General features: G+C 49.0%; 16 protein-coding genes. 6 read left to right on the top strand and 10 right to left on the bottom strand.

All coding sequences use genetic code 11. The annotated features are described in order from the left end of the window. Nucleotides 1-105 precede the first annotated feature (105 nt). The 4 genes from CHI14_RS07880 to CHI14_RS07895 form a co-directional block, all read right to left on the bottom strand. A complete protein-coding gene (locus CHI14_RS07880; protein ID WP_249281042.1) occupies nt 106-996 on the bottom strand; it encodes an SMP-30/gluconolactonase/LRE family protein in 891 nt (296 codons plus the stop codon). A gap of 14 nt (nt 997-1,010) precedes the next feature. Continuing rightward, the gene (locus CHI14_RS07885) at nt 1,011-1,673 is read right to left on the bottom strand and encodes an SGNH/GDSL hydrolase family protein (RefSeq protein ID WP_095287879.1); all 663 of its coding nucleotides are present in this window, start codon (nt 1,671-1,673) and stop codon (nt 1,011-1,013) included. Nucleotides 1,674-1,721: 48 nt separating this feature from the next. Further along, on the bottom strand, nt 1,722-2,513 hold the full coding sequence (locus tag CHI14_RS07890; RefSeq protein ID WP_170948048.1) for an alpha/beta hydrolase: 792 nt from the start codon (nt 2,511-2,513) through the stop codon (nt 1,722-1,724). Between the two features lie 195 nt (nt 2,514-2,708). After that, entirely contained in the window at nt 2,709-3,545 is an 837-nt protein-coding gene (locus tag CHI14_RS07895; protein WP_095287880.1) for an AraC family transcriptional regulator, read from the bottom strand. A gap of 150 nt (nt 3,546-3,695) precedes the next feature. Here CHI14_RS07895 and CHI14_RS07900 point away from each other — a divergent pair, with 150 nt between their 5' ends. The 3 genes from CHI14_RS07900 (at nt 3,696) to CHI14_RS07910 (ending at nt 7,838) form a co-directional block, all read left to right on the top strand. Next, on the top strand, nt 3,696-5,723 hold the full coding sequence (locus CHI14_RS07900; protein ID WP_095287881.1) for a beta-galactosidase: 2,028 nt from the start codon (nt 3,696-3,698) through the stop codon (nt 5,721-5,723). A 446-nt stretch (nt 5,724-6,169) separates the two neighbouring features. Next, entirely contained in the window at nt 6,170-7,186 is a 1,017-nt protein-coding gene (locus CHI14_RS07905; protein ID WP_095287882.1) for a helix-turn-helix transcriptional regulator, read from the top strand. Then, a complete protein-coding gene (locus tag CHI14_RS07910; protein WP_095287883.1) occupies nt 7,158-7,838 on the top strand; it encodes an AlkZ-related protein in 681 nt (226 codons plus the stop codon). The genes CHI14_RS07905 and CHI14_RS07910 overlap by 29 nt, the downstream gene beginning before the upstream one ends. Before the next feature lie 175 nt (nt 7,839-8,013). Here CHI14_RS07910 and CHI14_RS07915 read toward each other — a convergent pair whose 3' ends face one another. After that, nucleotides 8,014-9,528, bottom strand: a complete 1,515-nt coding sequence (locus tag CHI14_RS07915) for a UxaA family hydrolase (RefSeq protein ID WP_095287884.1) — start codon at nt 9,526-9,528, stop codon at nt 8,014-8,016. Then, complete coding sequence (locus CHI14_RS07920) at nt 9,525-11,042, bottom strand: tagaturonate reductase (RefSeq protein WP_095287885.1); 1,518 nt, start codon at nt 11,040-11,042, stop codon at nt 9,525-9,527. The genes CHI14_RS07915 and CHI14_RS07920 overlap by 4 nt, the downstream gene beginning before the upstream one ends. A gap of 192 nt (nt 11,043-11,234) precedes the next feature. On the opposite strand from CHI14_RS07920, the gene CHI14_RS07925 reads away from it, so the two are divergent. The 3 genes from CHI14_RS07925 (at nt 11,235) to CHI14_RS07935 (ending at nt 14,880) form a co-directional block, all read left to right on the top strand. Further along, entirely contained in the window at nt 11,235-12,104 is an 870-nt protein-coding gene (locus CHI14_RS07925) for an AraC family transcriptional regulator (RefSeq protein ID WP_095287886.1), read from the top strand. 107 nt (nt 12,105-12,211) lie between these two features. Next, nucleotides 12,212-14,185, top strand: a complete 1,974-nt coding sequence (locus CHI14_RS07930; RefSeq protein WP_095287887.1) for an elongation factor G — start codon at nt 12,212-12,214, stop codon at nt 14,183-14,185. Between the two features lie 17 nt (nt 14,186-14,202). Beyond that, nucleotides 14,203-14,880, top strand: a complete 678-nt coding sequence (locus CHI14_RS07935) for a tetratricopeptide repeat protein (RefSeq protein WP_170948049.1) — start codon at nt 14,203-14,205, stop codon at nt 14,878-14,880. Nucleotides 14,881-15,019: 139 nt separating this feature from the next. Here the strand turns inward: CHI14_RS07935 and CHI14_RS07940 are convergent, their stop codons facing one another. The 4 genes from CHI14_RS07940 to CHI14_RS07955 form a co-directional block, all read right to left on the bottom strand. Then, nucleotides 15,020-16,075, bottom strand: a complete 1,056-nt coding sequence (locus tag CHI14_RS07940) for a phosphotransferase (RefSeq protein ID WP_095287888.1) — start codon at nt 16,073-16,075, stop codon at nt 15,020-15,022. Nucleotides 16,076-16,219: 144 nt separating this feature from the next. Next, entirely contained in the window at nt 16,220-16,846 is a 627-nt protein-coding gene (locus CHI14_RS07945; RefSeq protein ID WP_095287889.1) for an SGNH/GDSL hydrolase family protein, read from the bottom strand. A 184-nt stretch (nt 16,847-17,030) separates the two neighbouring features. Continuing rightward, nucleotides 17,031-20,198: an MMPL family transporter gene (locus CHI14_RS07950; RefSeq protein ID WP_095287890.1), complete on the bottom strand. Its 3,168-nt coding sequence runs from the start codon at nt 20,196-20,198 to the stop codon at nt 17,031-17,033. Then, entirely contained in the window at nt 20,195-20,653 is a 459-nt protein-coding gene (locus CHI14_RS07955; protein WP_095287891.1) for a MarR family winged helix-turn-helix transcriptional regulator, read from the bottom strand. Before CHI14_RS07955 ends, CHI14_RS07950 begins: the two co-directional genes overlap by 4 nt. Nucleotides 20,654-20,807 lie beyond the last annotated feature (154 nt).

Genomic DNA, 20,807 nt, shown 5'->3' on the forward strand with positions numbered 1-20,807 from the left:
TCGGTGTTCCGGGACTTCTTATCATATCTTACGATCTACTTAAAGTTCAATGATTACTTGAACAAACCAAAACTCTTCATCGTACATTGAAATTCCTGCTGTGATTTAATCCGCCTGATGCCCACGGCCGTACGCATGGGTCTTCTGCCCTTTTACACCAGGCCTAATCACAAAGACAGAACCGGCATCGGGCGTCTCCACCAAACGTTCCTCACTAATGCCTATTCGCGCAGTTGTGATATAGAGATCCTCCAAGTCAGGTCCGCCGAAACAACAGGATGTTACCTGGTCTGCAGGCACTTCAATCTGCTCCAGCAATTCTCCGTTGTGCGGGTTCCACCGTGTCACTCTTGCGCCGCCCCAATGAGCAACCCACAACATGCCCTCACTATCCACCGTCATTCCGTCAGGAAAACCAAAGTCCTCCGGTACCGAAATAACACTTGTCCGATTCTTGATTTCACCTGCTGCGAGATCAAAATCAAATCGGTCAATGGAACGTGTAGGGGTATCGATATAGTACATCACTTGATCATCTGGGCTCCAGCCAAGTCCATTGGAGGTAGACACATCTCGAACCATGGTTCGAACCGGTTTGCCTTCCTCGAGACAATACAATGAGCCTGCTTTACTTTCATCATGCAAACTCATAGTTCCCGCCCAGAACCGACCAAGGGCATCACATTTCCCATCATTGAATCGATTGGTGGCTTTGTCGCTCTCGGGATCCTCGATTGCCTTCAATTCTCCCGTGCTCAGATGGTAGGTATGGAACCCGCTTCGGAGTGCCACAACAACCTCATCGCCGCGATAGGGAACAACCGCACCCACATGTTCACCTACGTCGTAAGCCTGATCCTGGCCTGTTTGAGGATCATAGACATGTACCTTGTAACTTTCGATATCCACCCATAATAAACGATTGTGTTCTGCATCCCAGCTTGGACCTTCCCCCAGCCGTGCCGGGGTATGTACTGCAATGTTGAGCTTGCTCAAGCAATCACATCCTTTTATGATTTGGCGCCGCCTGACCATTCAAAACCGATAGCATCCAAAAATGCTTTGGACAAAATCATGTGGCCTGTTGCATCTGGATGAACACGGTCATAGGTCAGAACTGACGTATAGAAATGATCCCAGAACGGGACAAAGGCTGCCTGTGTATCCACCAAAATGGCATCAAACTCATTCGCTACCCTACGCACAGCTTCGCCATAGATATCCATCGTCGCGCGCATAGGATCTTCTGGATTGGCCTCCAGGTAATATGGGGTCATCAAGACAAGTCCTTTTAGATTGGGGCGAACAGAAGCCACAAGTTCTCTCAAAGTGGTTTCATACTCTTCCAAAAACACATGCGAATCTGCCGAAAATGGACGGTCGAACTGACGCCATACATCGTTAATGCCAATCATGATCGTCAACCAATCGGGCTTCAGATCAATAACGTCACGATCCCAGCGCTGCTTTAAATCGCGGATGGTATTCCCACTATTACCCACATTCTGAATACGCAGCATCAATTCCGGATAAATGGAACGCAAAAGTGCGTATACCTGTGCAACGTAACCATGTCCGAGTCCTGAACTGCCTTCACCTACAGGATGTTCACGACCACAGTCCGTGATGGAATCGCCGATAAAGAGCAGCTTGTCATTCTTTTGCAATTTCATAGTCGTATCTCCTTCGCCCTATAGCGCATTAAAATGAGGGGTAAACGGTTACCATCCTTGATTTCTAAGCCAAGTCAGCAACAGATCCGACCACGCCCGAACAGCATGATCATCTTCAGCAAGGCCCAGACCATGCGATCCTTTTTCAAATACATGCAGATCATAAGGAATACCTTGGGCACCCAATGCAAGTGCATAACGCAAGCTATTTTCGACAGGTACGGCCTGATCATCGCTCGTATGCCAGATAAATGCTTCAGGTGCGTCAGCTTTAACCTGCTGCTCTGCGCTAAATGCTCTAATCTGTTCAGGCGAGGCATTCGGGCCCAGCAGATTTTCGCGCGAACCAGCATGGCCATATGATTCCATCGTTATAACCGGATAACAGAGAATAACCCGATCCGGACGTGAGCTTTCACGCTCAATCAGATCTTCGTGATTCGGCTGTCCCTTATCATACAGGGTACCAAGTGTAGCTGTAAGATGGCCGCCGGCAGAGAAGCCGAGTACAGCAATTTTGGAAGGATTGATCCCAAATTCCTCGGCATGGGCGCGTACATATCGGATGGCACGCTGACCATCGGATAGTGGTGCAGGATGCTGATGCGGGGCTACCCGGTATTTCAGCACAAATGCACTAATACCTGCCCGGTTGAGCAATTCGGCAATTGGGGCTCCTTCGTGATCTGCGAGAAACCCGTAACCGCCGCCGGGGCACACAATGACAGCGCTCTCGGAACCAGGCTGAATAAAAGGTATGAGATGTGGCATTTCTTCTTCATGCCCTTTAGCCGCATGAGGTGCTGCGTGATCCCATAATGGAATGGTTGTTGTTGTCAACTTCTATCATCCTCTCTTAGTAGAACGGATACGATCATCCGCTTTCGTTTTCCAATTGAAGGAATCGATATCATCATACGGCAACTGCCCCCATGCATCAATACCTTCCTGGCATCACTTTTGTTCATAGGATCATCGCGGACGGAAAAACATGGTCAGATACCGTAAACAAGAGCTGTACTCCTCCCTGCTTCGCTATAAATATAACGTTCGAAACTGCTCAGGTGTTACACCTTCAATTCGCCGGAATGTCGCTACAAAATGGCTCGCATCGCGAAAACCAACGCGCGCAGCCGTTTCCTTCACAGTCAATTTGCTGTTCCCTGTCATCCATTCCTTGGATTTGCGAATCCGCAGAAGAATAAAATAGCTGTAGGCCGTCATGCCGAATGACTGTTTAAACAACGTATTCAAATGTCTTGGTGTAATTCCTGGCACGGCAGCCATCTGTTCAAGGCCTATATCCGGATCCGCATAATGCTGGTCCATGAATGCAATGAGCGGTGCAAGCCGTTCCACGGCATGCGAGATGGATGACCGGCTGCCAGTCATGCCGTGTTTTTTGAGCAGGATCAAAAAGCGGTACATATCGGCGGAAGCTTCCAGACCGGACAAGTCCTGGTCGCTACTAATGGAATCCAGCACTTTCCTGCCGTAGTTCTCCAACGGGCTTCCTGCATCCCATTGATGAAGTGCCGCTTCTCCAAGTCCAAGTGCCTCGGTAATGGCCGGACACTGGGATCCGCCAAACGTTATATAGAGCGTCTCCCACTCCCCTAATGAAGGTACATATTCATGCGGCTCATTCGGAGGCAGGAGAATTCCGGAGCCTTCACCGAGGACCACAGTTGAACCAGCAAAATAGAACTCCCCTGCTCCTTTCACCGTCTGAAGCCAGTGATAGCAAGGATAGCCTGCAGGCCTAAGTACATTCTCCTGATTGCCGTTATAACCAATGCTTTCGATATACAGTGGTAGCGGCTCTTCGCGTGGCGTCATGAAATATCTTCGATGTGTTGGTGAGATTAACATGGTGTTCTCCTCTCGATAGGTAAGCGTTCAGGCAATGCACAGCCGCTTCTCTCATTTCCATATTCTTATATGAATCATTACTTTTCTTATATTTTAAAAGCTATTTGAATCATATAATATACAATTATTCTTATACAAGAGGTGAACATATTGATTAGCAGCAAATTACCCAAAATGTTCTATGGCGGTGACTACAACCCTGAACAATGGGATCACGAGACCCATCTTGAAGACCTGCGCATGTTTAAACTGGCAGGCATTGATATTGCCACAATTAACGTTTTCTCCTGGGCTCTGATTCAGCCTGATGAGGTAACCTATAGATTTGAAGAATTGGATCAATTAATTAACAGTCTCTATGAAAACGGTGTCTACGTTTGTCTTGCTACCAGCACGGCTGCTCATCCCGCGTGGATGGCCAAAAAATATCCGGATGTACTGCGTGTGGATGCAGACGGACGCAAACGCAAATTCGGCGGACGCCATAATTCCTGTCCAAACAGCCCAACCTATCGCAAATATTCCGAGAAAATTGCCGATAAACTGGCGGAACGCTACAAAGACCATCCCGCTGTCCTGGTATGGCACATTTCCAACGAATACGGCGGAGACTGCTATTGCGACAACTGCGAGAAAGCCTTCCGTGTATATCTGAAAGAGCGTTACAAGACGCTGGATCAGCTCAATCAAGCATGGAACACTAACTTCTGGGGCCATACCTTCTATGACTGGGACGAAATCGTTCTGCCAAGCAATCTGAGTGAGCACTGGGGTAACAACAACTCGACGTTCCAAGGCATCTCCCTTGATTACTCCCGCTTCAACTCCGACAGCATGCTTGATTGTTACCGTTTGGAATATGATGCGATCAAGAAGCATGTCCCTGATTCTGTCGTAACAACGAACCTGATGGGATTCTTCAAGCAGCTTGATTATTTCAAATGGGCCAAATATATGGATATCATCTCTTGGGACAGCTATCCGGGTCTTGCCACGCCATTCAGCTTCACTGCCATGGCACATGATCTGATGCGCGGACTGAAAGATGGTCAGCCATTCATGCTTATGGAACAGACACCAAGCCAGCAAAACTGGCAGCCGTACAACTCTCTGAAGCGTCCTGGGGTAATGCGACTGTGGAGCTATCAGACGATCGCACATGGCGCAGACACCATTATGTTCTTCCAGCTTCGCCGCTCCATCGGTGCATGCGAGAAGTATCATGGTGCGGTCATCGAGCACGTCGGACACGAGAATACACGTGTATTCCGCGAAGTCGCCCAGCTTGGCAAGGAGCTGCAATTGCTCGGTGACAAAACACTGGATGCTACGGTGGAATCCAAAGTGGCGATTGTGTTTGACTGGGATAACTGGTGGGCCATCGAGAAATCCAGCGGTCCTACCGTTGCCCTGAATTATGTGGATCAAATCCACAAATATTACGCTGCCTTTTTCCGCCGCAATATCCAAGTGGATATTGTCAGTGTGGATACCGATCTTAGCAAGTATGATATTGTTCTTGCTCCGGTACTTTATATGATCAAACCGGGATTTGCAGCCAAACTGGAGAAGTTTGTTGAAGCCGGCGGTACGTTCCTGACCACATTCTTCAGCGGCATTGTCAATGAGAGTGACCTCGTCACAACAGGTGGTTATCCCGGTGAACTTCGTAAGCTGCTTGGAATCTGGGTCGAAGAGATTGATGCTCTGCTCCCTGAGCAGAAGAACAGCATCGTGCTGAAAGACTCCTATGGTAATCTTCAAGGCAAATATGAATGCGGCATGTTGTGTGACCTGCTGCACAGTGAAGGTGCTGAGGTTATCGCCGAGTATGGAGATGATTTCTATCAAGGCATGCCTGTCGTAACCCGCAACACGTTCGGTCAAGGTGAAGCATGGTATGTGGCTTCCGATCCGGAAGAAAGCTTCCTGGATGGCCTGCTGGGACAGCTTGCGGCAGCAAAAAACATCCACCCTTTGCTCGAAACACCAGATGGTGTGGAAGTAAGCGCACGTACAAAAGACGGCAAGCAGTACCTCTTCGTCATGAACCACAATGCGACCACTCAGTCGTATGAACTTGGAAATGACAAGGCTCAGGACCTCTTAACGGATCGCGAACTTTCGGGTAGTGTGGAGATTGAGGGCCGCGGTGTTCACCTGCTCGAGATGAAGTGAGTTCGAGATACAGTGAGCCTATCCGTGTGAAAAAGACTAAAACAGAACGCTAGGTAACTACTCGATACAACCTGTTACGAATTAATCTTAACAATCAAGCTTTTTCATAAAAATTACGTAAATCTCAATGGATTAAGCTAGATATAAGCTTCTTTTCATCATACTAGCTGCTACTTACCGTATCCGTATAACCGGATACGGTTTTTTTGCCAACAGTTGTGGATTTTTGGTGAGAAGGAAATATTACCCCATAGGGCGAATTTGGACGAGACACATATTATATGGGCCCCTGCCGGAAAAGCGCTCCCTCATTCACCATTACTCAGCAAAATTAAAGGCATACATAGGATTGGTGACACCCAAGATGTCACTAATCGGCTGTTACAATGGCTTTAGCACTCCGGCAACCTTTCCGGCGGCCTAACTCTCGAAACGGAGTGGCTGACATGAACAAAATAAATCGGCTTGCTGCCATCGTCATGGCATTACAGCACGGACTCGAAACAGCACATTCACTGGCAGACAAGTTTGAAGTGTCCCGTCGTACCATTTTGCGAGATATCCAGTCCCTCTCCGAGATGAACGTGCCGATTATTGCTATTTCCGGCCCTGGCGGTGGCTTTCGGCTTATGGAGGGTTATGTGCTGCCTCCACTGCAGCTGGATCCGGTGGAAGCAGCAACTCTCATATTCGCTCTTGAGGGAATTAGCCATTACTCAGATACACCATTTCAAGAGAAACGCTGGACGGTTATGGATAAAATCAAAGGTATTATTCCGGATGACGTCATGGCTCGAATCGATCCCATGCTCAAACAGCTGAATCACTGTATCCCGGAGCGCAACTATATTCTTCATCATCTGGAACCGCTCCTTGCATGCATTCCTGAACAGGGTTGGTTGCGTATCCTGTATCGTTCGGCTGCACGCCAGCGCTGGATCCAGATCCGTCCGATTCGCATTTATGCGTCTGCAGGATTCTGGTACTGTGATGCATATTCGGAGGAACATGGGGAACAGCGTGTGTTTCGAGTGGACCGGATTCTGGAAGCTGAGTCTATTGACTCCTCCATAACCGAACAGTTAACGATAGATGCCGAGCGCGAATTAAGCCAGCCTCGCCCTATGGCAAAACCTGCTGTTCGTATCAGAGCACGTTTAAGCTACTGCGCCATGGTTGAGGCAGAACAAGAAAGGCACATTGGTGAGAAATTGACAGAGATTGCCCCAGATCTCTGGGAGCTTTCTTTCCTCTGTCCAGCAGACCAATGGGAGTGGGCTGTTCGTTTCTTTTATCGTCTGGGCCGTGAAGCCGAAGTCATTGAACCCGAGGAACTCCGCAGCGAGATCAGGCAGCATGCCGAGGACGTGTGCCGACTGTATGTGTGTGCTAACCCTAATTCTGTACAACTACATAAAAGGAGATGCCCTAACCATGATTACCGAGCCGATTGTAACCTATGAGGAAGCTGTCCAGCGTATACAGACTGCGGGATTGCTTCCACTCGCACCGTTATTTCCTGACTTTCCTTCGCTATCTTCGTTAACGCCATCGGAAAATTGGCATAGTGATTCTCCTCTCGATCCCTGGCTGTGGCGTTCACGCCTGGCTGAAGAAGGCGCTGCTGCATACGGCAAATTTGTTAAAAAGAAAGCCATCCTCATCTCCCGCGAATGTTTCCCTTGGGTGCACCGGTTGCTATCTGACAGCAGAACCATCCAGGAGCAATATGATGCCGGCCAGCTCTCCCGTGACGCATTCAAGCTCTATGAGCGAATCGAAGATCAGGAAGGCATGGATGGACGGGCATTACGTGCACAGGCTGCTTTTGGCGCCAAGGAAGATAAGAAGGCATTCGATCAAGGGCTATTGGATCTTCAGGGCAGTACAGCCATTGTTATTAGCGGGACCAAGGAGAAGGAGGGTCTCGAGGAAGGCAAAGTGGCCTGGAACAGTTCCTCCTATGAGACAGCAAGTCACTGGATGAGCCGTCAGGGTATCGAACCTTTTAACGGCAGCATCACAGAAGCACGCGGCCTTTTACTGGACAAACTCGTTGAGCACACGACTGAGGCTGGACTGGTAAAAATCAAAAAGGCATTTGGCATCGTTTAGACCGACATCTTGCACTTAATTAAGATACAATCCACCAATAGAAACAGACCATTTGAGATTTTGAGTTTATATCTGTACACAACGAAAATCCCGGAGGCCAAATCCACCATTGCCTGCCGGGATTTTTAATAATTAATAAAGATATGCTATGCCGAGGAATCAAGGAAGGTATAACCTATAGAATTACACCATCTTTGAATATAGCAATTTCCCTGAACCCATGCTGCTCACTAAGTGTCTGAGTTCGTCCTGAGGCAATGTCAATCAACTGGCTGAAGAGCTGGACTTTCACGTCATCCATCGTCCGGCCCTCGAGCAGTTGACCTGCGTTGAAGTCGATCCAGTGTTTTTTTCGATTCGCCAGATCCGATTGCGTCGCAATCTTGACCGTAGGTACCGGACCTCCAAATGGGGTTCCCCTTCCTGTAGTAAACAGTACAATGTGAGCACCTGCAGCTGACAATGCCGTGACCGACACCAAGTCATTACCGGGTGCCTCTACAATGTTCAAGCCGGTTTGGGTTACACGTTTTCCATAACGAAGCACATCAACGACGGGAGAACGACCGCCTTTTTGAGTACAACCCAATGATTTCTCTTCGAGTGTCGTTATGCCACCGGCTTTGTTACCAGGGGAAGGATTCTCATATATGTTCTGACCATGATTTACAAAGTACTGCTTGAATCCGTTAATCAAATCAACCAAATCACCGAAAACCTGTTCATTTGCAGCCCGATTCATCAAAATGGTTTCTGCCCCGAACATCTCTGGCACTTCGGTCAGAATGGCCGTCCCTCCTGCAGCAACCAGCATATCGGCAACCGAGCCCACTAGCGGGTTGGCAGTGATGCCGGATAAACCATCTGAACCGCCACACTTCAATCCGATTTTGAGCTTGCTAAGTGGAAGCGGCTGGCGCTGTTCCAGCTCGGCAATCTCCACCAGATCTTCCATCAGACGCAAGCCCTCTTCAAGTTCATCATCTGTTTCCTGTGCCTTGAGAAAACGGACCTTCCCCTGATATTCAGGTGCGATGCATTCGCGGAACTGGTCGACCTGATTATTTTCACAACCCAATCCAATAACCAATACACCCCCTGCGTTCGGATGTTCGACGAGGGAAGCCAGCAGCTGCTGGGTATACTTCAGATCATCGCCAAGCTGCGAGCAGCCGAATGGATGAGGAAAGTGGTACACGCCATCCACCCTGCTGCCGAACTGTGACTGCCCCATACGTGCCAGTGCCTCGCATACCTTGTTGATGCATCCTACCGTATTAACGATCCATATTTCATTGCGTATGCCTGCCTCCCCATTAGGGCGCAAATAGCCTTCAAATGTCCGTAAATGTTCCGGGGGCATATCTGCTTGAACGGATGCACCAGGCTGATACTCATATTCCAGTAAGCCATGCAGCCCTGTTTTCAGATTATGGCTATGAATCCAGTTGCCTTGTTCAATCCGTTCCTTGGCAATACCGATGGAGAAACCATATTTCAGGACATCATCACCTGGTTCGATTCCATGTACAGCGATCTTATGCCCTTTGGGCACATCATCAAGCAGTGTAAATGAAACTCCGTCAGGGAGGTTGACCGTTTCTCCCTTTGTGTAATCACGAAGAGCTATGATCACATCATCCTGCGGCTGTATGGCAATCCAGTCATGCGTTGTACTTGTTGTATTCATTTCGTCTCACCTTCCAGTAAAACGATCTCATCAAGAAGTGCTTCGCGCAGTCCTCTTCGCTCATTCAGATTCTCTCCCCAAATGGTTGAATCTGACAATACGGCAGCCAACCTGTCATTCAACTGCTGCCGGTCCCTTCGGAGCGAATCATAGTTCTCCCAGTGTGCAGTTAGGGCTGCAAGAACATCCGGGTCGTCCCTCAGCACAACAGATTCACCGTTGAAGCGATGTCCGTGGTATCCGTCTAACGTATTCACCGGGCGGTACAATAACAACAGTCCAGCAAACCCACGAACCAGGCGTGTCGGCCAGCTGTTCTGAGTTTGTTCATAAGATAATAAGGTAGGCAGGACACGCACCTTGAATTTGCCAATGGTATTTAACGCAATATCTTGAAGCTTATGATTGATATAGGGATTGAGGAATCGTTCGAATACCTCTTCAGCGTACTGGTCAAGCTGATGATCCGGCATATCCAGCGCAGGCACAATTTCCTGATGCACAGCTTCCCTGATCCATGGTCCAAATTCGGGATCCTCCATCGTTTCCCTCACATACTGCTTGCCTTGAAGAATGCCAAGAGAGGACATCAAGGTATGTGCGCCATTTAAAATGCGAACTTTTCGCACCTGATAAGGCTTCAGATCTTTGACCCAGTGAACATTGAGTCCAGCCTGCTTCAGCGGCAGTTTCTTGTCCAGTCCCTCATCAGCCTGGATGGCCCAGAAATGATAAGGCTCTGCCGTGTTAATCAGTTGGTCCTCATAACCCCATCGTCCTGCCAATGTGTCGGCTTCTTTTTGAGTTGGCGCACCCGTCACAATCCGGTCAACCAAATTGTTCAGGAACAGGTTATGGTCTTTAATCCAATTACGGAAAGCATCGGAATAGCCAAAGTCCTCACTGTGACGCAATACGCAGCTGCGCAGTACATCACCATTCCCTTCGAGCAATTCACATGGCAGATGAATCAATCCTCTCGAAGGATCACCCTCAAACCGTACATAACGCTGATGGAGAAACACGGTCAGCTTGCCTGGAAATGAAGAAACTGGCTCTCCATCCACGTAATCCGACTGAATATATTTTAATCCCGACTCCGTCGTATTGGAGATAACAAACTCCAGTGAAGGAAGCTCGGCCAGTTCCAAAAAGGCCTGCCATTCTTCATAAGGATTCATACACTGGGAAAAGATCGAAATCATCTCGGTGCGCTCCACCGCTTTACCTTGAGAAAGACCTCGGGTAATCATGGTATACAATCCATCCTGATCCCGGATCTGCTCCAGCTTCGCCTTGCCCCCTGGCCTTGGCTGGGTAACCACCACACTGCCATGGAATTTGCCTTGTCTGGCACTCTCATGAAGCATCCAGTCCACAAATCCCCGCAAAAAGTTACCTTCTCCAATCTGCAGTACCTTAACGGGACGATCCATGATTTCCTTGCACTTGCGCTGACTGTCGTTTCCCAACAGATTCAGCTTCAGTCTTGGTCGTTTGGTGCTCGCCGACATGCACACTCACCTCATCATTTATTTGTGATCATCCGAGTCCGATATCATCTGTTATATTCATCAATTGAAAACGCTTTAAATTCATTGTATCATCAAAAAAAGGAAATTAAATTGCTTATATTGCGTTAAATATACTCTTTCATGACCAGGCATGGTCCACCACGTATTAATTAGCTTTAGAAAGGAGTCCTTATGGCACGCTCGCCCGTTCGCACAACCATCCAGTCAGATTCAGGCATTCCCTTTCGACTGGTCTATTCAGATACGAAAGCTCCCCAGAATGAACTGCCGGATCATCTGCATGATTGGCATGAAATCATTTACGTATATCGCGGTCAAGGGACCATTTTTATCGATACGGGTCTTGAAGACATGCAGTCAGGGGATTTATTCATCATTCCTGGCAGTACAGTACACCGGGCTTTGCCGGACGAGATTAATCCTATAACCTCTTCAGCTCTGTTTTTCAGTCCCGGATTACTGACTGCGGCTGCAGGAGGCAGTGCTTCAGCCCTGCTCTCCCTGTTCGAGCGATGCCGCAGACTCAGGGTTTACAAAAGACACCTGACGCCGGAGGAACAAGCCAAAGTGACTGCGTTTATTGAAGAAATCCATGCCGAATTCCAGATGGAGAATCAGCTAAGCGCCCATGCAGCCCTGCTTCGGCTTCAATTGCTGCTTATATTTCTCGAACGTCTCGAGGACGCCGGTCCTGCCCGTACTGTTCACTCCAATTCCGGTCCGAGCTGGCTGTCAGCCACGCTGTCCAATATTGACGATAAATTGCGCAGCGGACTTTCCCTGTCCGAGCTCGCTCTACAGGCAGCAGTATCTCCAGCTCATTTCAGCCGGGCGTTCAAAAAGTATACGGGCATGACCCTAACCGACTATGCTCTAGCCCGCCGGGTGATCATGGCGAAGGAGCATCTGCTTCGGAACGATGACACCATGGCAACTATAGCGGATGCCTGCGGCTTTGAGAGCCTGCCCCATTTTTATCGGCAATTCAAAAGAATTACGGGCACTACGCCTGCGGCTTACCGCAGAACGATGAATGGTTGATTTGCAAAAGTGTAACATATTCTTCCATACGGCCCTTGTGGTATGATAATACGGAATAACAATGTCAGAAACGATACGTTTCTTCGGTCAGAGGAGCTTAAGATCCCATGCATAACGAATTCAATCGCCGAAATATCGGTATCTTTGCTCACGTAGATGCAGGCAAAACAACCACAACAGAACATATGTTATATCATGGCGGCATTGTTCGCAGCCCCGGCCGGGTAGATGACGGTACGGCAGCTACGGACTCCCTGGACATTGAGAGAGAACGCGGAATTTCCGTACAGGCAGCCATGACCTCCCTTACATGGAACAATACCGTGATCGACCTCGTCGATACCCCGGGACATATCGATTTTAGCTCAGAAGTGGAACGTTCCCTGCGTGTAATGGACGGTGCCATTCTCATTTTGTCAGCTGTGGAAGGGATTCAGTCCCAGAGTGAGACCATCTGGCACGCTCTGAGATCCCTTCGCATCCCCACCATTATTTATATCAATAAAATGGACCGGATAGGCGCATCTGCAGCAGCCATTATGGAACAGGTTCAGTCCACGTTCTCTCCATTCGCATGCCCGGTACAATCCTGCGTAATGGATGAAGATTCATTCATCGGTGTTCATTCCTTATGGCGTGATCAGGCGAATCAGCAAACGATTCCCGGACTCCTCGAGATGATTGCAGAGCTGGATGAAGCGATCATGGAATCCTACATTAATGAAGTCCCTCTGCCATCAGAGCAGATCGATTCAACATTCCGCAAGCTGGTGCATCAAGGCGAGATATTTCCGGTTTGTTATGGTGCGTCGGGGAAAGGGATAGGGGTATCCGAACTTCTTGATGCGGTCACCCGGTTCCTCCCACCTCCTGCAATCATAGAGAATTCTGCAGTCTCGGGGGTCGTATTCAAAATTGAACGAAACAAAACGATGGGACGAACCGCTTACGTCCGCATGTACGGAGGAAGCATTCACAACCGGGACACGATCTATAACACGACCAGGGGACTGGAAGAAAAAGTGACTCAAATCCGCCAGATGGATGGTCGCAAATGGTCCGATACCGGAGCAGTACACAGCGGGCAGATCGCCGCTCTTTACGGTCTGAGCGAGACGCATGTAGGTGACATTATAGGAAGTCCAGATGCCGTTCCTCCCATGCCCCAAATGGCGGTACCTTTGCTGACAGTACAGGTACACGGCCAGGATCCGGCACGTTACCCCGATCTTGTTGCTGCATTGCAGGAGTTAACCGATGAGGACCCGCTGCTTGACCTGCAATGGCTTCCAGAAGATCGGGAATTGCACCTCAAAGTCATGGGAACCATTCAGCTTGAGATCCTGTCGAGCTTGTTAAGCAGTCGTTTTGGACTGGGAGTTGCTTTTGACCCGCCTTCTGTCATTTACAAAGAAACGCTAAACGCTCCAGGTGAAGGCTTCATCGCTTATACGATGCCTAAACCCTGCTGGGCCATTCTTCGCTTCCAAATGTATCCGCTGCCTCGCGGAAGCGGTCTGATCTATGAATCCACAGTTCGAACAGACCAACTGCTGCTGCGGTATCAAAATGAAGTACAGCGCCGTGTACCAGAGGCCCTGTCTCAAGGCATGTTCGGCTGGGAAGTCACCGATCTGAAGGTCACGCTTGTCGAAGGAGAGCATCATGTCTGGCATACGCATCCGCTGGACTTTGTTGTTGCTACGCCGATGGGAATTATGGATGGCCTGGCTCGTACAGGAACGAAACTGCTGGAGCCGCTTCTACAATTCCGCTTGACAGTACCGGAAGAATACGGAGGCAAGGCTCTAAGCGATCTTGTGCATATGCGTGCAACGTTCGAAGCGCCTGTTATTGGCGGCGGGAGATGTATTGTTGAAGGGCAGATTCCGCTAGCCTCTTCCATGGATTATCCCGTGAAGCTCCGCTCTGAAACCGGGGGACGGGGTGTACTAGTCACCTCTTTTGCCGGATATCAGGATTGCCCTCCAGACGTGAAGCCGATACGCAAGCGCAGGGGCGTGAATCCGCTGGATCAATCCAAATATATTTTAAGTGTTCGTAATGCGATAACATCATAAACGGAGTTGAACGTGTTGTGCTGATTAAATTTTTAATATTCGGCCTTCTATGGCGGATTGTTGGCAATCCGTTTTTGGCTGTTCTGATTCTTCTCATTATTCTGTATTTCCTGGATCGTCGCTATGTCGGGGTGTTCCCCAGTTTCATGAAACCGATCAAACGCATGCGTACGATCTCACGGCTGCGTCAGCAGATTGCGATGAGTCCCAATGAAGTCTCTTCCAAGCTTGACCTGGCCAGACTTCTGATCGAACGTAAACGTTATAACGAAGCTTATGAATTGCTTTTGGAGCTTGAACGTCCCTATGAGCAATCTGCCGAATACTGGGAGGCATTGGGAACGACAGAACTTCACCTTGGTCACATGGAAGCAGGTGAGCGGCATATCCTGCAGGCTCTAGGCATCAATCCAAGAGTTAAGTATGGTCAGCCTTATCTAACCTTAGCCAATGCCTTTAAGGAGTCAGATCGAGACAAGGCATTGACATATGTACAACAATTTCAGGATATCCACTCATCCTCGAGTGAAGCTTATTATTTGCTCGGTACCGTCTACCGTTCGCTGGAACGCACCGCAGATGCCAAGCATGCTTATGAGCAATCCCTAAACGTCTACCGCTCTCTGCCAAAATACAAGAAGCGTCAGGAACGCCGGTGGGCTGTCCGCAGTTGGTTCCGCAAGCGCGGATTGTAGGAACCCCGATATGTCGACAAGTTTTCCGCATACGCTCAGGTAGAGTCGGATGCCCTTAACAACAAAAGAACGCCGATTCTGTTTTTGAAACAGAATTGGCGTTCTTTTGTTTCTGATGTCAAAACTGGAAACCGCTTGTTCACGTTAATAATTTGCGTAAACGCTCTTCATTGTGATTCATCCAGAGGATCCGCTCTCGCAGCTTCATGATCTGGTGAACGGCAACTTCGGGTTCATCCGTTCCTTCGAACATTCGGCTAATAAAATGCATAACCACATCAAGACTGCGCAGCAGAATAAGCTGTGGAATAGCCAGCAGTTCATCCGGCTCCAGAATCACCTGTTTCCGAAATCCTCGGATCAGTCCTTCGAGCGCCTCCCCCATCCATTCATCACTCTTGTCCATAGTTAGCAGGTCCGACATGGGAACAGCCAGCTCCATGACCCGCAGATCCCATGTAGCAAACTCAAAATCCAGAATGGCACAGATTCGCCCATCGTCATCCGACAAGACGTTTGATGCATTTACATCTCCATGAACCAGTTGATGAGGGAGCTTTTCCATCCCGTTTAGAGCCTCGAACAGAGCTGGAAGCACAGGCAACAGATCCTGCATTTCTTCTGCACACGCCTGGAGCTCGCCCGGTGGTGACGTACAGAGCTGCATCAATTTCTCTGGCGGACAGAGTGGATACGCCTGTTGAATTTGATAATAAGGAGGGTATACAGGTTCAAGAGATATTTCCAGTCCTGCAAGAGCCACAGACAGCAAACCTGCCGCACATCCCAGTTCAACAAGCTGCTCTGGCGTATTCCACACCGGGTTTTTGCCCGTACTATACGTAAAGAGGGCTGCGATTTTGTTCTGTTCATTCCTCGGATCATAAATGGAATGGAACGTGTGCCCATCCCCCTTTATGGCTTTGACTGGAGCTGGTACCCTAAGTCCGAAGTCCGATTCTCTCAGTGCCGATAACACATGATGCTCAAAAGCAATTTTCACAAGATCCGTATGTGTTTCGTAAACCCTTAGAACATAACGCTCGCCATCCAGTTTAAGCATATACGTTGTGTTGTTCATCCCGCCGTATCCGCGTTCCGCTTCCCAGCAGGATTGAGGTAAAAATACGGATATCACTTCCTGTATCAGCTGCCGTTCCTGATCCTCATGAGGACGTAAATGAATGTTGTGCACCGATTAATACTCCTTCATCTGTAATATCTATATGGATCGACAAGATAAAATCTCTTATTCTCCCCATCTTAACGTAAGCCCAAATTCGGGTCCAGTCTGAATCAGGTATACCCACAGCCATATCGTAATCTCCTATTGAAATCTTCAGTCAAAAGGTCTATACCCCATACGATTAAGCTGGTCCGCAATAACACGATACCCTCTTGCATTGGGATGAACACGATCCCAGAATAATAATTCCCGTTCATGCCCTTCAAAACGGTCGTACACCTGAGCACAGGCGTAGTTCCCCGACCCTGCACCATTCAGAAAGGAATTATACTGACGAACCCAATACGCTGCCTCTGGGGCTTGAGGATACGGGTTGTACAATCCGATCGTTCGGACCAAATAGGCACTGTTACCTTTTAACTGACGGATATGTCTCATGATCTGTGACACGTTACTGCGGGTATCGCCCAGCACCTGTGTCATTTTACTGGCGCTTGGCATACCTCCGCTCGCCTTGAATGTGCGAATGAGATCATTCCCGCCAATGGATATTGTAATGATGTCCGCTTCGCGCAGAGACTGTCTTACCCTCGCGTTGGAGGATACCATTTGCATCAGTTCACCTGTGGTTAATCCGTTGACCCCCATATTATCCATCGAGACAAATGTGCGAACATTCATTTCTGCCATTCTGCGGTACAAAGGAACAAAGCCGGTGCCCAGCAGCGCGCCTGTGCCTACCGTTAACGAGTCTCCAATGGCCGCATATCGATATACCATCACCGTCGCCCCTCTCTGCTAACTTATGACTGACTGCTATATCTATATGAAAGAACCGAAGACAAGGCGCGGGATGGTGTCCGTAGGCGCATACCTTTATTTTTTACGACATGCACATATTCCCTCAAAATGAAAAGCCCCCACGAAAATATTCATATTTCGTAAGGGCTTTATAGGATTTCAACTACATGCTCATCGTACGGTCCGAATCCGCCGAATCCTTCTGATCCTTATTAGGGAAAGGCCACCAGTTGGCCTGGCCGAACATCTTCACCATGACAGGCACGAAGAACGGCAGGAACAGCAATGAATACAGAACCAAACCACTAAGAACAACGGTAGCAATCTGCATCATGGAGAGAACTCCGGATGGATACATGGCAGCAAAAGTTCCGCTCAGAATAACGGCTGCCGACAGAATGACCGTACCCATGTTTTTCATGGCATACAGCATTGCATCCTGAACTCTCATGCCTTTATTTTCATTGAATCGATCCATCAGGAAGATACTGTAATCCACTCCAAGCGCAATCAGCATTACGAATCCGAAGAATGGCGTAACCCAGCTGATGCCCGCAAAACCAAGGATATTCACGAATATCGCTTCGGTTAGAGCCATGGATGTGAAATAGGCCAGCAACAGGGAAACGATCAAGTACAGCGGCATGATCACCGATCTCAAAAGCAGGACAAGGACGATAAATGTGCCTGCAAGCATGAGCATAACCGTGCGTGTGTAGTCGTTGTTGGAGATCTCCTGTAAATCAGCGAACGTGCTGGTTACCCCGCCGACAGCAATGTCTGCTTTTTCCAGGGCACTACCCTGTACAGCACGGTGAACCGCAGCTTCGATATCCGGTACGCGATCAATCGCTTCAATACCATACGGATTTTCAGCAAAAATAACATCTACCGTCATCGTTTTCCGATCCTGGGACAGATACGTATCGAATACTTGTGCGAAGTCTTTGTTGCTCAATGCTTCTTCAGGTACATACCAGCCGGCCAGATCGGAATCCGGTGAATTCTGCAGCTGTGTCAAATAATCCTGCGCGGAATCAAGACCACCGGACACCTGCGCGATTCCATCCACACTCTGATTCAGGCCATCCGTTAATTGGGTCAGCTGACCACTTAGGTCCGAGAAACCTTGTTGGATCTTCTCCTGACCACCCTGAAGCTGGCCGAGCCCATCCTGGATGGAAGGAATCTCGCTGATCACTTTACCTTGACCATCCGCCGCCTGCTTCAGCCCGGCTTCAAGCTGTCCTATTCCCGTTACAATCTGACCCAGTCCACTAGCCAGAGCCTGTTGTCCGGATGCAGCGGAAGCGAAGCCTTCGTTAGCCTGGTTGATCCCTGCAGCAGCTTGACTCAGATTGCTTTGAATCTGTCCCAGTGCCTGAGCAAGCTGGGCTGTGCCTGTTCCCGTTTCACCAAGTGTACCTTTGACCCGCAGATAGTCTGCGTCCTGCAGCAGCTCAGGGTATCTTTCTTCAAGCGCTGCAAATGATTCATTCAGACTGGTCAGCGCAGTCGATATGCCTGTCAGCTGCTTCTGAATTTCGCCGGTACCCTCGCTAAGCGCAGCTACACCTGCACCAGCCTGACGGTAAGCTTCAAGCAGCTGATTACTCGCCTGAGCCAGCTGGTCAGCACTTGTTTTCGCCTGCTGCAGCCCTGCTTGCAAATCACCAGCACCGGCCGAGCCGTCACGAATTCCTTGCTCAATCTGCTGAAGGCCTTCGGACAACTGGCTAATTCCCGATTGCAGCTGGGACGTACCTTTGCTCAGTTCACCCGCACCATTTGCAGCTTCTTTGATCTGGGGTTCATTTTTACTTAATTGACTGCTTGCCTCGCTCAGACCATCACGGATTTTATCCAGACCCGTCTTCCCTTCCCCGAGTCCGTCCGACAATGTTCCCACTTGCTGGGTCACTTCGAAATCCTTGATCCCGTCACCAGTCGGCCTTGTCATGCTGCGTACACCGGAGATTCCTGGTACCTTCTCCACTTCACGACTGATTTTCTCGGCTACAGCCATATATTTGGCATTGTCCATGGCTTCGTCGTTCTGAATGGCGATCTGACCTGGCAGTGATTCCCCCGGACCGAAACTGTCGGAGATAATATTGAACGCTTTTACCGAATCATACTTTTCACCAATCTCATCCAGACTGTTAAACGACAGTTTACCATCGTAAGTAGCCAGAAGCGGCACACAGACAGCTGCAACAATAAGCAGCGCAGCCCATGGACGTTTTAGAGAGAAGCGACCCGCTGCACCATAGATCTTGCTCTCCGCATGTTCGAGTGAACCTTTGGAAGGCCAGAACAGCTTCTTGCCCAGCACCGCCATGAAGAATGGAACAATGGTAACCAGCGCGAGCATCATTACGGCAATGCCGACTGCGACTGCCACTGCAGAACGGTACAGCATAAACTGCGCAAAACCAATGGCGACAAAACCAACCAGCACGGCAAGAGCAGAGAAGAATACCGTTTTGCCTGCTGTCCGATAGGTTGCAATAATCGCTTCCCACGTCGTTTCATGATGGGCCAATTCTTCCTTGAATCGGCTGATGAGCAGGATACAGTAATCGGTACCAATCCCGAACATGACGGCAACCATGAAAATCTGCGTGAAGGTCGAGATCGGGAAATCCACCCCATCGACAAGGAATGCAACAATCTGCTGCGATACAATATAGCTGATACCCACGGTAAGAAGAGGGACAAATGGAGCTACAAACGAACGGAATACAAGGAACAATATGAGCAAAATAAATACAACCGTAATGTACTCCGATTTCTTGAGTCCCTCTTGGGAACTCTCTACCGTATCTTCATCGATTAATCCTTTACCGGTTATGTAGTGTTCCACATTGACCGAGTCCAGCGTTTCATTAAGATCCTCACGCATTTCCTTGACGGTACGATCTCCCTGATCGATAGACAGAGACGTCAGGATCGTCTTTCCATCAGCAGAGATCATTTTGTCTGACAGTTCTGGCTGGGAGAAGGGCTCCAAGATGGACAAAATGCCGAGTTCTTCTTTCTTCAACTCCAGCTGCTTTACAGCCTTTTCCGCCTCTTGTTTGCCTGTTGTACCCAAACCATCTGGGTTATAAAATACAAGTGCCAGCTGACTGCCCTGCTGTTCGCCTTTTTGTGCAGCCGCTTCATCGAGGATGGCAGCTGCCTGGGTGGATGAGTACCCTTCCGGGACCGAAAACTGTCCTTTTTCCCGAATCAGTTCACTCATGTTGGGGGCGGTGAACATCAATACGGCGGCTACAACAACCCATAACCCCATCAACCACCATCTTGCTTTCAGAATCGTTCTCATTCTCTCTCCTGTCCTCCCTCATTCGTAAGCAAGGTCGCCAACTTCTCAAAGGATTCAATAAAATTCTGTACTTCCTCCGGCTTAAAGTGAACCAGGTACGGCTCAAGAAGCTGCTGTATTTCCCGTTCTGTCTCGCGATATACCCGACGGCCGGTATCTGTCAATGTCAGGTATACCACTCTGCGATCCCGCTCATCCCCGGCCCGATGGACCAGGTCCCGATCAACCAGCTTGTTAACCAATGCCGTGATGCTGCTTTTCCCGACGCAGAGGAGCTCTGACAGATCGGATGGTGTACAGGATGGTTTCTCCTCGATCAAACGCAGAGCACAGAACTGGTCTGTTGTCATGGTCTGCCCTACCTGTTCACGGATTCGCGTATCAAACTGTTTGGTTACCAGGAACGATGCATCCAGATAACGGTTCACCAAACTTTTGGCATCCGGTGTATTCATGTTTATTCTCCTTTCTGTCCTCTTTGTCCATATAGTTCACTTATCGAACTATTCTCCAATGAAACTATTCTATATTGAAACTATAATGCAAAGCAATACTTTATTCCTGTTATTCTGTGTTTTCACGACAAAAAACAGGGCGTAAGGCTTAGCT

This window comes from Paenibacillus sp. 7516 (genome assembly GCF_002272715.1).
Taxonomy (GTDB): Bacteria; Bacillota; Bacilli; order Paenibacillales; family Paenibacillaceae; genus Paenibacillus; species Paenibacillus illinoisensis_A.